Source organism: Christiangramia flava JLT2011, assembly GCF_001951155.1.
GTDB classification, from domain to species: Bacteria; Bacteroidota; Bacteroidia; order Flavobacteriales; family Flavobacteriaceae; genus Christiangramia; species Christiangramia flava.
Map to the genome: position 1 here is coordinate 2,402,973 of NZ_CP016359.1, position 14,678 is coordinate 2,417,650.

10 protein-coding genes are annotated in these 14,678 nt (G+C 43.1%); 9 read left to right on the top strand and 1 reads right to left on the bottom strand.

Annotated elements, in window-relative coordinates; genetic code table 11:
• The 9 genes from GRFL_RS10555 to GRFL_RS10590 all read left to right on the top strand — a co-directional run bounded on the left by GRFL_RS10555 (window position 1) and on the right by GRFL_RS10590 (window position 13,678).
• On the top strand, window positions 1-1,713 hold the full coding sequence (locus tag GRFL_RS10555) for a LamG-like jellyroll fold domain-containing protein (protein ID WP_236995788.1): 1,713 nt from the start codon (window positions 1-3) through the stop codon (window positions 1,711-1,713).
• 102 nt (window positions 1,714-1,815) lie between these two features.
• Window positions 1,816-3,180, top strand: coding sequence for a glucoamylase family protein (locus tag GRFL_RS10560; RefSeq protein ID WP_083644591.1), 1,365 nt, complete (start codon window positions 1,816-1,818; stop codon window positions 3,178-3,180).
• A 2-nt stretch (window positions 3,181-3,182) separates the two neighbouring features.
• Complete coding sequence (locus tag GRFL_RS10565) at window positions 3,183-5,336, top strand: glucoamylase family protein (RefSeq protein ID WP_083644592.1); 2,154 nt, start codon at window positions 3,183-3,185, stop codon at window positions 5,334-5,336.
• Window positions 5,337-5,343: 7 nt separating this feature from the next.
• Window positions 5,344-6,732 carry a glucoamylase family protein gene (locus GRFL_RS10570; RefSeq protein ID WP_083644593.1) on the top strand — a complete coding sequence of 463 codons (1,389 nt, stop codon included), beginning with the start codon at window positions 5,344-5,346 and terminating at the stop codon, window positions 6,730-6,732.
• Window positions 6,719-7,345, top strand: coding sequence for a carboxylesterase family protein (locus GRFL_RS10575; RefSeq protein ID WP_341475744.1), 627 nt, complete (start codon window positions 6,719-6,721; stop codon window positions 7,343-7,345). The genes GRFL_RS10570 and GRFL_RS10575 overlap by 14 nt, the downstream gene beginning before the upstream one ends.
• Before the next feature lie 33 nt (window positions 7,346-7,378).
• Window positions 7,379-7,537, top strand: a complete 159-nt coding sequence (locus GRFL_RS18345) for a hypothetical protein (protein WP_341475745.1) — start codon at window positions 7,379-7,381, stop codon at window positions 7,535-7,537.
• Between the two features lie 22 nt (window positions 7,538-7,559).
• Entirely contained in the window at window positions 7,560-9,359 is a 1,800-nt protein-coding gene (locus tag GRFL_RS10580) for a family 43 glycosylhydrolase (RefSeq protein WP_236995789.1), read from the top strand.
• A gap of 22 nt (window positions 9,360-9,381) precedes the next feature.
• The gene (gene bglX / locus GRFL_RS10585) at window positions 9,382-11,646 is read left to right on the top strand and encodes a beta-glucosidase BglX (protein ID WP_083646079.1); all 2,265 of its coding nucleotides are present in this window, start codon (window positions 9,382-9,384) and stop codon (window positions 11,644-11,646) included.
• Between the two features lie 40 nt (window positions 11,647-11,686).
• On the top strand, window positions 11,687-13,678 hold the full coding sequence (locus GRFL_RS10590; protein ID WP_206601056.1) for a DUF4886 domain-containing protein: 1,992 nt from the start codon (window positions 11,687-11,689) through the stop codon (window positions 13,676-13,678).
• A gap of 84 nt (window positions 13,679-13,762) precedes the next feature.
• Here GRFL_RS10590 and GRFL_RS10595 read toward each other — a convergent pair whose 3' ends face one another.
• Complete coding sequence (locus GRFL_RS10595; protein WP_083644595.1) at window positions 13,763-14,665, bottom strand: alpha/beta hydrolase; 903 nt, start codon at window positions 14,663-14,665, stop codon at window positions 13,763-13,765.
• Window positions 14,666-14,678: the final 13 nt, after the last annotated feature.

Consider the following 14,678-nt stretch of genomic DNA (forward strand, 5'->3'; position numbering starts at 1 on the left):
ATGATGAAATTTTCTATTATAAAATTCTTCGGGTTCATTTTGTCAATTCTTCTATTTGCTTCCTGTGAATACGATGGGATTGATCCGATCACCGAAGTAGACCCGGGTGCCGATGCAGGCGCCCCGGTTGTAACCATTATTTCTCCTGCGGAAGGGAACACGATCAAAGTACTGGAGGAAGTTTCCAGTGTAACTATCAAGTTCAAAGTGGAGGATGATATTGAGGTGGCAAGCGTTCAGGTAATGGTAGACGGCAATGAAGTGGCTTCCATGAACGATTTTCTGGATTACCGAATCGTAAATGATGAGGTGATTTTTGATAATGTGACCAACGGGGATCATACAGTGACCGTAACCGCAACCGATCTGGAGGGAAATACCACTTCCAAAACAGTGAATTTCAGCAAGGAACCTCCGTATACTCCAAAATTCGAAAATGAATTCGTATACATGCCATTCGATGGGGATTTTGTGGATCTTATCAGCTTAAAATCTTCGGAAGTTGTTGGTTCTCCAGGTTTTACAAATGACGCATTCTTTGGTTCCAGTGCCTATTCCGGAACTGCAGATTCTTACCTGAACTTTCCTTTTGATGGTTCCATTGGTGAGGAATTCACAGCAGCATTCTGGTATAAGGTCAGTGGAAATCCAGACCGTGCAGGAATCTTAGTGGCCGGAGCAGATGAGAACAGGACTCAGGGATTCCGTCTTTTTAGAGAAGGAAGCGCTGATGAACAACGAATCAAACTGAATGTTGGTACGGGAACTGGAGAAAGCTGGAACGATGGTGGAGTACTGGATGTCAATGCCGATGAATGGGTTCATGTAGCCTTTACCGTTACCGCTACCGGAACCACGATTTACCTGAATGGCCAGGCAGTGAATACGGGATCGATGGCCGCTCCTATTGACTGGTCAGGCGTTTCTGAATTGACCATCGGTTCAGGTGGGGAAACTTTCTCTTACTGGGGGCATACTTATGACAACAGTGGTATTGATGAATTACGTTTCTTCAGTGAGGCTCTGAGCCAGGAACAAATCCAAAGCCTGATCAATGCTTCTTCTGAAACCCTTCATATTGGTTTTAACGGCCAGTACGCAGATGATGTGGCTAACCGTGAGCTTACTACAGTAGGTTCACCAGGTTTTGCCGGTGAAGCCAAAGAAGGCAGCGATGCCTACGCTGGAGCGGCAGATGCCTACCTTACTGCGCCAGCCGCAGGACTTACCAGTGCCAATTTTAGTGCGACATTCTGGTACAAAGTCAGTGGTTCGCCAGATCGGGCCGGTATTTTGGTAATGGGACCTGAGGATACTGAAAATCCGGATTCTCAGAATTTAAGAACCAGTGGTTTCCGCTTGTTCAGAGAAGGAAGCGCAACGGAACAGCGTATCAAACTGAATGTCGGTACGGGAACCGGTGAAAGCTGGAATGACGGTGGAGTGATAGATGTAACTGCCGGCGAATGGGTGCATGTGGCATTCACCATTTCAGATACTCAGTCAGTAATTTACCTGAACGGGGAAGCAATGAACACCGGAACATTAGCTGCGCCTATAGACTGGACTGGAGTAGATATCCTGTCTATCATGTCTGGAGCGCCAAGATTTACCGGCTGGGGTCACCTTTCAGACACCAGTATCATGGATGATCTTACATTCTATAATAAAGTCCTGACAGCTGAAGAAATTCAGGCTGATATGGCTCAATAAGACCTTTTAAGCTCCGGCCGAACTGGCCGGAGCTTTTTTCTCTTTTCTGGATTCTTCCAGACCTTCATCTTATTAAATAGCCCGCCTTGGGCACCAATTGCTATGCTTAAAGAACTGAAAATATTAACCCTCCTGTTTTTTACAATATGTATCTCTTCCTGTTCTAATGATTCAGGTCCCGGGTATCAGGAGCCCTACATTCCTGAGCCCACTTCAGATGACGGGCCTGTGGAGGAAGAACCACTCACCGATGATGAACTACTCGATTTAGTACAGGAAGAAACTTTTAACTATTTCTGGGACTTTGCAGAACCAGAAAGTGGTATGGCCAGGGAACGCTCCCAGGAAGAAGCTTACAACAATGAATCCCGAAATATCGTCACTATGGGAGGTAGTGGTTTCGGTATTGCATCATTCCCAGCCGCGGTGCAACGCGGATGGATTAGCCGGGATGAGGCTTTGACCAGGCTGGATAGAATTTTAAATTTTCTGGAGAGCGTTCCTACTTACCACGGTGCTTTTTCACACTGGTACATGGGAAATACAGCCCAAACAAGACCTTTCGGAAGTATTGATGATGGCGGTGACCTGGTGGAAACGGCCTTTTTGATCGAAGGTCTTTTAATCAATAGACAGTTTTTTGATGGTGCCAATGACCAGGAAACCGAAATACGGAATAGAATTACCAGTATTTGGGAAAATGTGGAATGGGATTGGTATACTCAGGGCGAAAATGTGCTGTACTGGCACTGGTCTCCCAATTACAACTTTCAGTTAGGGCTGAAAATCAAAGGCTGGAACGAATCCTTAATTGTTTATGTATTGGCAGCAGCTTCTCCAACTCATCCAATTTCCAAAGAAGTGTATGAGGAAGGTTGGGCTTCCAATGGAGGTATTATCACCAACCGTAGTCACTACGGAATCAATATGCCCTTAGGGCCATCTTACGGCGGACCGTTATTTTTTAGCCACTATTCCTTCATAGGTCTGGATCCACGAAATCTTCAGGATCAGTATGCCAACTACTGGCAGCAAAATACGGCACATGCCGAAATTAATTATGAATACTGCGTGCGCAACCCGAAAGGCTATGAAGGTTACATCGCAGAATCCTGGGGATTGACTGCTTCTGACAGCCATCAGGGTTATGCAGCTCACAGCCCTACGAACGATTTAGGCGTGATCACGCCAACAGCGGCTCTTTCCTCATTTCCCTATACGCCGGAAGAATCGATGGCAGCGCTTCGTCACTTCTATGAAGATAAGAAAAGTGATCTGTGGGGACCTTATGGTTTTTATGATGCTTTTTCTGAAGAGCACAACTGGGTGGCTGATGGTTACCTGGCAATTGATCAGGGACCAATCGTTGCGATGATCGAAAATTATAGAAGTCAGCTTTTATGGAACCTCTTTATGCAGGATGAAGAAGTTCAGGGCGGACTTAGCAAACTTGGATTTACCTATTAAATATGAGTAAACTGACTGTCCTTTTCAGCTTCTTTTTTACAATGGCTCTTTTCAGCCAGGAATCTGATTATACAAAAGTTTTTTTTGAGAATAATCTGATGGAAAAAAGCTGGAATTCCAGTAATGTGGAATATTCCGGAAACTCCTTTGTTTTGAATGTTCAGAAAAGAATTCCGGTAGCTGATCACAAGTTTTTCACTCCCGGAAATTCTTTGCAACTGAAGTACAGTTCCAATCCGGAAGGGAACTGGTCAGTAACTATAAATTATCCTGAATGGAGAGGTAAAGACCATTTTAAAAAGGCTGATATTTTGAGTTTCTGGATGCTTAATGATGAAGAATCTTCATCAACATTACCTGAAATAAGTCTTTTGATAAAATCGGGAAAATCTTCTTCTCTCTCCTTGGATGAGTATACTAATGGGCTTGTTTCTGATGAATGGTTTCAGGTAAAGATTCCTTTAAAAGATTTTGGATCGGGATTTAAATCAGCTATGATAAATGCTGTGCAATTTCAACAGGGAAAATCTGAAGGTGATCATGAGGTATTTCTTGATCAGATTGAGCTTCTTGATGCTGTAAATTCTGATAGTTCCGTTTCTCAGGTTCAGATTCAAAATTTAAAAGGCTATGAGCGACATGTAGATATTAGATGGAACGAAATTGATCCAGATGTGATCAAATACATCCAGGTATATCGGTCTGAAAACGGCGAAGATTACCAACCTATTGGTATTCAGAATACGCAGTATTTTTCAAAATTTACCGATTTCACCGGGCAGCCAGATCAAACCTATTACTACAAGATTAGTGCGCTGAGTTATGATTATTCAGAATCTGAGCTTTCAGCAGCTGAAAAGGTTTCCACGAAAACAATGAGCGATGAAGAATTGTTATCGATGGTTCAGGAAGCCTCGTTTAATTATTATTGGGACGGTGCAGAGAAGAATAGCGGCCTGGCTCTGGAAAATATTCCGGGAAGAAAGGAAATGGTCGCTTCTGGTGCATCGGGATTTGGATTGATGGCTCTTGTAGTTGGAGCCGAAAGAAACTTTATTTCACGAGATGAATTTGTGATCAGAATAGGCAAAATTGTTCAGTTTCTTGAAAAAGCGGAACGTTTCCATGGTGCATATTCCCATTTTATAGATGGTCCTTCAGGAAAAGTAGAACCGTTTTTCGGTAAGAAAGACAACGGTGCAGACCTGGTGGAAACTTCCTTTTTGATGCAAGGCTTGCTTACTGTTAAGCAATATTTGTCAGAAGAAAATTCAACAGAAAAAGGTTTAAGAGACCGTATTACCAAAATTTGGGAAGGCGTTGAATGGGATTGGTTCAGGCAGGAGGACAGCAGCAATTATTTAACCTGGCACTGGTCGCCAGATCAGCAGTGGGTGATCGATCATCAGTTAATTGGCTGGAACGAAACCATGATCACTTATTTTCTGGCTATAGCCTCACCAACTCATGGTGTGGATGCCAATATGTACTATACGGGTTGGGCAAGCCAGCAGCAAAAAGCTAAAGACTATCGCTCGAACTGGGGTGAAACCAGCGCCGGTTCTACTTATACGAACGAAACCACTTATTATGGCATCCCGCTGAAGGTTGGAGTTGGAGTTGGAGGACCTTTGTTCTTCGTTCATTATTCCTTCTTAGGTTTGGATCCAAATAAAATGAGTGATCGCTATGTCAATTATTTTGAGAATAATCGGGATATCGTAGAGATCAATTACCGCTATTCTGTTGCTAATCCAGGAGGCTACGAGGGTTATGCCGAAAATAGCTGGGGCCTGACCGCAAGCGACGGGCCTAATGGTTACAAAGCCAGGGAAGCTAAGCCGTCTCAGGATGATGGAACCATAGCGCCAACCGGGGCTATCGCTTCTTTTCCATACACACCTGAAAAATCAATGGCAGCCTTAAAGCATTTTTATCGCGATAATGGAAAATTTTTGTGGGGAGAATATGGATTTCGCGATGCATTTAATCTCGGAGAAGATTGGGTTGCAAAAATTTATATGGGCTTAAATCAGGCGCCCATGACCGTCATGATCGAAAATTATAGAAGCGGATTGCTTTGGGATCTTTTCATGAAAAATGAAGAAGTACAGCAGGCTATGACCGAAATCAAAAATATAAATACAGAAGAATAATCATCGAATGACAAAATTGAAATTTTTACCGCTTTGTGCAGCACTGATTTTGTTTGGTGCCTGCAATGATTCAAAGGCAAAAAAGAACACTTCGGAAGAAAACAAAACAGCAAAAGATTCTACTGAAATTTCAGAAGAAGCCTTACTGGATACTGTTCAGAAGCAGACCTTAAAATATTTCTGGGATTATGCTGAACCAAATAGTGGTATGGGTAGAGAGCGTTTTCATCCTGATGGCGACTATCCTAAAAATGATGCTCATGTAGTAACTACCGGTGGTAGTGGATTTGGAATGATGGGAATTATTGCCGGGGTGGAACGCGGATTTATCGATAGAGATTCAGCCGTAGTAAGATTTAACAAGATCGCCGATTTTCTAGATAATGCTCCTCGTTTTCACGGTGCCTGGTCACACTGGCTGAATGGGGAAACAGGAGATGTTCAGGCCTTCGGAAAAAAGGATAACGGTGGAGATATAGTGGAAACCTCTTTCCTTGCACAATCTTTTATTGTTATTCGCGAATATTTTAAAAATGGTTCCGAAGAAGAAAAAAAGTTGGCTCAGAAATATGATGACCTATGGAAAGGGATAGAATGGAAATGGTACACCAATAATAAAAATGGCATTTACTGGCACTGGTCTCCAGATTACCAGTGGGAAATGGACTTTATGATCGAGGGTTATAATGAGTGTCTGATCACGTACGTTATGGCAGCCTCTTCTCCAGATCATTCCATAAAACCTGAAGTCTATCATGAAGGCTGGGCGCGTGGAGGAAATATTACTACCGATGTGAAAGCCTATGGGATGCCTTTGATCCTGAAACATAATACGAGTGGAGATAAAGGAGGTCCTTTATTCTGGGCTCATTATTCTTATTTAGGTCTTAATCCGAAAGGCTTAAGTGATCAATATGCAAATTATTGGGATTTGAATCGAAACCATTCCCTGATCAATTACGAGTACTGCCAGGAGAACCCTGCGAATCATGATACCTATTCTGAAAGATCATGGGGACTTACGGCAAGTTATACCAAGAATGATGATGGAAGTGTAGGATATGCGGCTCATTCTCCAGACAGCGATCGCGGAGTGGTATCTCCAACTGCGGCCGTAAGCTCTATTCCATATACCCCTGAAAAATCCCTGGATGCCATGCGTTATTTCTATACAGATTTGCATGACCTGGTTTGGGGACCTGCAGGATTTTATGATGCATACAGCCTTGATAACGGTGAAAAGTGGGCAGCGAAAAAATACCTGGCCATAGACCAGGGACCAATGATCGTGATGATCGAAAACTATCGTTCGGGCTTGATATGGGATCTTTTTATGGGAGCACCCGAAATACAAAACGGACTTGATAAATTAGGATTTACATATGATAAAGAATAATAAAATAGTACTGGTTGCCATTGCACTGTTGATTGTGACTTTTTCAGTAAAGGCACAGGATAAATCAATTTTTAAGAAGGAGCAATTCGTGAAAGGAAGTGATACCCTTCAATATCGAATTCTGTATCCGGAAGGCTTTTCACAAGATAGTATCTATCCCTTGGTCCTTTTCCTACATGGAGCTGGTGAGCGAGGCAGTGATAATGAATCACAACTGGTTCATGGCGCAGATCTTTTTCTGAAGGAAGAAAACCGAAAAAATTTTCCTGCTGTGGTGATCTTTCCGCAGGTTCCAAAAGATGATTACTGGGCAAATGTTGATGTTGATCGAGAAAGCTTTCCGCTGAAATTCGATTTTCACAATACCGATGAACCAACTACTTCTATGCGTTTGACGATGGACCTTTTAGATCAATATACTTCAGAAAAATATATCGATACGACCCGTCTTTATGTAGGCGGACTCTCCATGGGCGGAATGGGAACATTCGAGATGATCTCTCGTAAACCGGAAACATTCGCTGCTGCTTTTGCCATTTGTGGCGCGGCAGATACGTCCATAGCTGAAAAATATCGCGAAGGCTTTTTTATCTGGGTCTTTCACGGCTTATAGGATAATGTAGTGGCACCGCATTATGGTAAAGAAATGGCTGGCGCTATTAATGAAGCTGGCGGGAATGCCAATTTGACCCTTTATAAAGATGCGAACCATAACAGCTGGGATTCAGCTTTTGCTGAGCCAAACTTGCTATCGTGGTTGTTTTCACATCAAATGGGTCAGGAAAAAGAAAATGATTCAGAATAACTGAGAGAATTTTAGAATGCAAATGTTTAAAAACATACAAACAGTACTACTTATTTTCTTCGGAATTAGCCTGAATGCGCAGGAGGCGATTCCGGAAACCTATATCAATCCGCTGGATATAGACTACACCTACATGGTCTATAATTCCAGTAAGAATATTTCTTATCGTTCGGGTGCAGATCCCGCAGTGATCGAGTTTCGTGGCGAGTATTTCATGTTCGTTACGCGTTCTTTTGGTTACTGGCATTCCAAAGACCTGGTCGATTGGGAATTTATCAAACCACAACAATGGTTTTTTGAAGGTTCCAATGCCCCTACAGCATTCAATTACAAAGATTCATTGGTGTATTTTGCCGGTGATCCTGCAGGTTATGGCAGTATTCTTTATACCGATGATCCCAAAAGTGGCAAATGGACGCCCACTGCCTCTATTTCAAACAACATTCAGGATTCTGAATTATTCATTGACGATGACGGGAAAGCATATTTATACTGGGGTTCTTCAAATGTGTACCCTGTCAAGGTCAAAATGCTGGATAAAGATGATCGCTTTTTAGAGACCGGCGTTCAGAAAGAGTTGATCAATCTGAATGAAGAAGAGCACGGCTGGGAACGTTTCGGGGAAAATAATTTTCACCCTACTCTTAAAGAAGGTTATATGGAAGGTGCTTCCATGACCAAACACGACGGAAAATATTACCTGCAGTATGCCGCTCCCGGAACACAGTTCAATGTCTACGCAGACGGAGTTTATATTGGGGATTCGCCGTTGGGTCCTTTTGAATATATGAAAAGCAACCCGATGAGTTTCAAGCCAGGCGGTTTTACCAATGGTGCAGGACACGGGATTACCGTGAAGCAAACCAACGGTCAATACTGGCATTTTGCAACTATGGCTTTAGCTTCTAATTCTCACTGGGAGCGAAGGCTGTGTATGTTCCCTACCTATTTTGATGAAGACGGGCTGATGCATGCCAACACGAGTTATGGAGATTATCCGCTTTATGCGCCAAATCATCCAACCAAAGCCGGCCAGCATACCGGTTGGATGCTCTTATCCTACAAAGGTAAAGCCACGGTATCCTCATCGATGAAGCAGGTAAAAAAGAGTACCGCAAATGATGGGGATTATGATATTACTGAAATGCCTTTGGAAAAAAATAATTCAGGCGAAATCATCTCGAAAGTGCTGACTGATGAAAGTCCGAAATCTTTCTGGGTTGCTGAAGCGAATGATGAAGCTCAGTGGGTACAGATCGAGATGCTGGAACCGGGAAATATTTATGCTTTTCAGCTGAATTTTCATGATGAAGAATCTGGAATTTATACCAGAACTGAAGGTTTAAAGCACCGGTTTACAATTGAGGTTTCCGAAGATGGTCAAAGCTGGCAAACAGTAGTTGACCGAAGCAAAAGCTTTGAGGATGCACCCAATGCATACATTCCTTTAAACAAGCCGGTCAAGGCAAAGTACGTTCGGTATAATAACGTAAAAGTTCCCGGGAAAAATCTTGCCTTATCTGAAATTCGGGTTTTTGGAAAAGGGCTAGGTAAAAAACCGTCAAAAGTTCGTGGTTTTGATATCAAAAGGGAGGAAGATCGCAGAAATGCTTCCTTCGAATGGGAACCTGTAAAAGAAGCGCAAGGATACAATATTCGCTGGGGAATTGCTCCGGATAAATTATACCAAAGCTGGCTCGTTTATGACAAAAATGAGCTTTACATGCGTAACCTCGATCGTGATACCAGGTATTATTTCAGTATCGAGGCATTTAACGAAAATGGGATATCAGAAAAAACCGAAATCAAAGAAGTCAAATAACAAATTGCATATACAAACTAAAATGAAGAAGACATTATTATCGATCAGCTTTTTTCTAGCTTTTTGCTTATTAGCAAAAGCGCAGGAGCGCATCCCGAAGGTAGAAGAATTGTTAGGGAAGATGACACTTGAAGAAAAGATCGGTCAGTTAAACCTCCTTACTCCGGGTGGAGGTGTCGCTACCGGAGCCGTTGTGAGCAAGAATGTAGAAGATAAGATCAAAGCCGGAAATGTTGGAGGCTTATTTGGAGTTTCAGGACCAGATAAGATCAGGATTGCTCAGGAATATGCCGTAAACGATACCAGGCTGGGAATCCCGCTTTTGATCGGGTCTGATGTGATCCATGGTTATAAAACGACTTTCCCGATTCCGCTTGGCTCTGCTGCCAGTTGGGATATGGATATGTTAGAGAAATCGGCTCAAATTGCCGCAAAAGAAGCAACGGCTGATGGAATAAACTGGAATTTTTCACCGATGGTTGATATTGCTCGCGATCCTCGTTGGGGTCGTATTGCTGAAGGTGCCGGTGAAGATCCTTATTTGGGATCCCGAATTGCTGAAGCTTATGTAAAAGGTTACCAGGGAACCGACCTCACTCAGCCTCAGACCATGTTAGCAACCGTTAAGCACTTTGCATTATACGGAGCTGCAGAAGGCGGGAGGGATTATAATAGCGTGGACATGAGCCGCGTGAAAATGTTCAATGAATATTTACCTCCGTATAAAGCAGCGGTAGATGCCGGAGTTGCCAGCGTGATGAGTTCATTCAATGATGTAGATGGCGTTCCTGCTTCAGGAAATAAATGGTTGCTGACAGATCTATTAAGGGATCGCTGGAATTTCGACGGCTTTGTGGTTTCTGACTATACTTCAGTAAATGAAATGATCGCACATGGTTTGGGTGATCTTCAGGAAGTTTCGGCATTGTCTATCAATGCCGGTCTGGATATGGATATGGTAGGAGAAGGATTTTTGACAACATTGAAAAAATCGGTTGAGGAAGGAACAGTTTCCGAAGAAACCATCACTATCGCATGCCGTAGAATTCTGGAGGCAAAGTACAAACTGGGACTTTTTGATGATCCTTATAAATACCTTGATAACAAAAGGCCTGATGCAGATATTTTAAGTGAAGAGAACAGGGCTTTTGCAAGAGAAGTTGCCAAACATTCGTTTGTCCTGCTGAAAAAGCACAATAATGTGCTTCCGCTGAAGAAAAACGCAAAGATCGCGCTGGTCGGACCTTTGGCCGATAGTCGCGAAAATATGCTTGGAACCTGGGCGCCAACGGGAGATGTTTCCCTGGCAGTGACCATAAAAGAAGGTTTCAAAAATGTAGCGCCAGATGCACAGGTAACTTATTCGAAAGGCGCTAACATCACCAACGATACGATCCTTGCCAAGAATGTGAATGTTTTTGGAGAAAGAGTTAGTATCTCAAAGGATTCACCAGATGCCTTGCTCAAAAGTGCTTTGAATGCCGCAAATGCTGCAGATGTTGTTGTAGCGGTTATTGGAGAAGCAACTGAAATGACGGGAGAGGCAGCCAGTCGTACAACTTTGAAGATTGATGAAAGTCAGAAAAAGATGCTTAGAGAATTGGTGAAAACAGGGAAGCCTGTTGTAGCTGTTTTGATGAGCGGAAGACCTTTGAATATTTCCGAAGAAATGGATATGCCAATTAGCATTCTACAGGTATGGCACCCGGGTGTTGAAGCCGGGAACGCGATCGCTGATGTGCTTTTTGGGGATTACAATCCTTCCGGAAAATTAACCGTTTCCTGGCCAAGAAGTGTTGGGCAGATCCCTGTTTACTACAGTATGAAAAATACCGGTCGTCCTTCGAGTCAGAAGGAATTCGAAAAATTCAAATCACGATACCTGGACATGCCTAACAGTCCGTTATTACCATTTGGGTATGGATTGAGTTATACCACTTTCGAATACGGAAAAGTAACTGCCAGCGCTGATTCGATGACTGAAAACGGAAGCATCACTATCAAAACAACGGTCACCAATACCGGGAATTATGACGGAGAAGAAGTGGTTCAGCTTTACCTGCATGATAAAGTGAGAAGCATTACGCCGCCAATGAAGGAACTTAAAGGATTTCAGAAAATAAGCCTTAAAAAAGGAGAATCTAAGGAGGTGACTTTTGAAATTACTGCTGAAGATTTGAAATTTTACAATTCACAGCTGGATTTTGTAGCTGAACCGGGTGAATTTGAGTTTGCAGTTGGAGGATCATCTGATGCTGAAATGGCCGGATCCTTCACTTTGGAATAAATCAGTAACCACTATAATTAGTAACCACAAAATCTAAATTATGAAAACAAAAAAGTACTTGGGCCGAATCAGGTTTCTGATGATGGTCTTTTTTGCAGCATTTTTCACGCTTGCCTCCTGCGATGATCCGGAACAGATCGAACCTAAGAACGACCTGGCCGTCAATCTAACCACTGCCAGTATGGTAGTAGGGAAAGAATTGACGCTGAAACCACTATTTCAGCAGGCTTCTACAAAGTACAGCTGGTCTGTTTCAGATTCTACAGTGATCGAAATTGAATCTGTAGGAAAAGATTATTCCGCAGTGATCAAAGCGGTGGGAGAAGGAACTGCCACTGCTACCATTGAGTCTATGGATGGCAGCGAAATGGCCAGTTCCACTATCACCACGACCATGATTCGGGAAACCGAAGTGAGTGTGCCGGCAAGTATTACTGCCTATACCCAATCTACAGTGACGATTACGCCGGAATTCAATTTGGTAGAGGTGCCTACTCAGGAATATACCTGGACGGCAGAGCCTGCAGATATTGTTTCACTTGAAGTAGATCCCGGAACTTACGAGGTTACCATCCAGGGACTTCAGGTTGGAACGACGAATTTGACAATTACTTCAGAAGACGGGCAGATTTCCGGAACGACCAGTGTGACCGTGGAAGATGAAAACGACGGCGTGCTGAAGGTACTGGCGATCGGAAATAGTTTTTCTGAAGATGCGATCGAATACTATCTGTACGGTTTGGCAAAAGCAGCCGGAAAAGATATAGTCATTGGTAACCTGTATATAGGAGGAGCTGAACTGGCCTTGCATGTAGAAAATGCCAATAATAATGCGGAAGTATATAGCTACAGAAAGATCAATAAATCTGGAACAAAAACAACTACCGAGAATGTTTCCATCGCAACTGCTGTGGCAGATGAGAACTGGGATTATATCAGTTTCCAGCAGGTGAGTCAGAATTCCGGATTGTATGATACATTCACTGAAACACTTCCGGCGTTATACGAGTATGTTTCCCAGCAGAATGGTAATGAATATACGAGATACCTGTTACATCAAACCTGGGCTTATGCACAAAATTCAACGCATTCCGGTTTTGTGAACTACGACAATGATCAGATGAAGATGTATGAGGCGATCGTCAGTGCCTATAACCAGGCAGAAGCGTTGATCCCAACTTATAAGATCGTTCCTTCAGGTACGGCCATTCAAAATGCCAGAACAAGTTACTTAGGAGATAACTTCAATAGAGACGGTTATCACTTAAATGAAATTGGGCGTTACACTGCTGCCAGCACCTGGTTTGAGATCTTATTCGGTGAAAGCGTGGTTGGCAATTCTTATGTGCCTGATGGGTTCGTGGATGTTGACGCGGAAATTGCTCAAAATGCCGCTCATGAAGCAGTTCTGCAACCTGATGCGGTGACGGAACTCACAGCGTACCAGAATGCGGGAGGTTCCGGAGTGATCGAGAAGGATGTGTATATCGATTTTGCGACTTCATCCAACTCAACTGGTTGGAATGGAATGACCAGCTTCCTGGAAGATGCGACTATTCCGAATTTGAAATATCAGGATAACGAGTTTACCGGTATCGAAATGATGATCACCAGCAGGTTCAACGGCCAGAACACCAACGGGGAAACAGAGACGAATACAGATTTCAATATGCCAGCTGAGGTTTCCGGAAATTCTTTCTACGGAAATTCAAAAGGGGTCTGGGCAGGAATCCTGGTAGAAAAAGGCGTGATCAAATTAAGCGGATTTACGAACGATTCTTCTTATGAATTCTGTTTCTTCGGTTCCAGAACGGCGACCGATAATCGCGAAACCAAGTATACCGTAATTGGAGCAACCACCGGTTCGGCTAGTCTGAATGCTGCCAGTAATACGGATGAGATCGCCTGTGTTCAGGGCATCAAAGCGGATGCTAATGGAGAGATCATGATCGAAGTGACCTCGGGTGATAATAATGATAATGGGAACGGGTTCTTCTACATCAATGCGATGAGAATTTCTCCGGAAGAATAAATTAAAGTTTTACAGAAGACTAGTTTTTTAGTTTGTTGTGGCTCCGGTTGCCTTTGGGCACCGGGGCTTTTTTATTTTCAATATTTAGTGGTACACGGTGGTCTGGACCTGTTCTTTATGGAATACCACCGATTTTATAAATTGAAAAATCGCTGGCAGATCATCAAACGGCATCCCGGAAATTTCATGTTTAGCTCCTTCAAACGTGTAGAAAAGATAAGAACTGTTGAATTCTTTCAGTTTTTCTACGATCGTTTTGGAACCATCCAGGATAAGATAGCCCGGAGATTCAGGATCGCAATAATGGTGCGGGGCTGTGGCGTAAGGAACCAGGTTGTCATCTGTACCGTGGAAGAATATTCCCGGAATAGCATTTTTTTCCGTTAAATAGCGAACATCTACAATGGCGCCAGCCAGGGAAATTACTGCTTTAAACTGAATATCCGGGTAGGCATTTTTCTGCTCCAGGACGAGGTCACGATTATATACGGCATCTAAAACGGCTTCGGCCCCGGCACTGCTTCCGCCAACGATGATATTTTCAGGATCTATCTGGTATTTTTCAGCATTTTTTTTCAGGAAACTAACGGCATCCAGAAAATCTTCCGCAGCGAGCTTGAAAACTTCCATTTTTCCATCGGCATCAAAATCACAGCTAAATGATTTGCCTTTTCGAACAAGGCGGTAAGAGATAAGGCCTACGACATAACCTTTGGCAGCTGCTATTTTGGCGAAGCGAACTTCAGCAGGATTACGAGGACTTCCACCGGCAAATCCGCCACCATGCATGAAAACGATCAGCGGTTTTGCTTCTTTAGAAGAGGTTTCCGGTTGATACAGATCCACTATAAGTTGAGTCGAATCTTTTTCCGCATATACTTCCGTAGTGACTGGTTGAACCCGGAACAGGCTGTCTATCAATACTTCCTGTGAAAAGGACTGGTTGAGACTGAAAAGAATGAGGAAGAAAAGCAGGCATTTTTTCATGGTAGCGCATTTA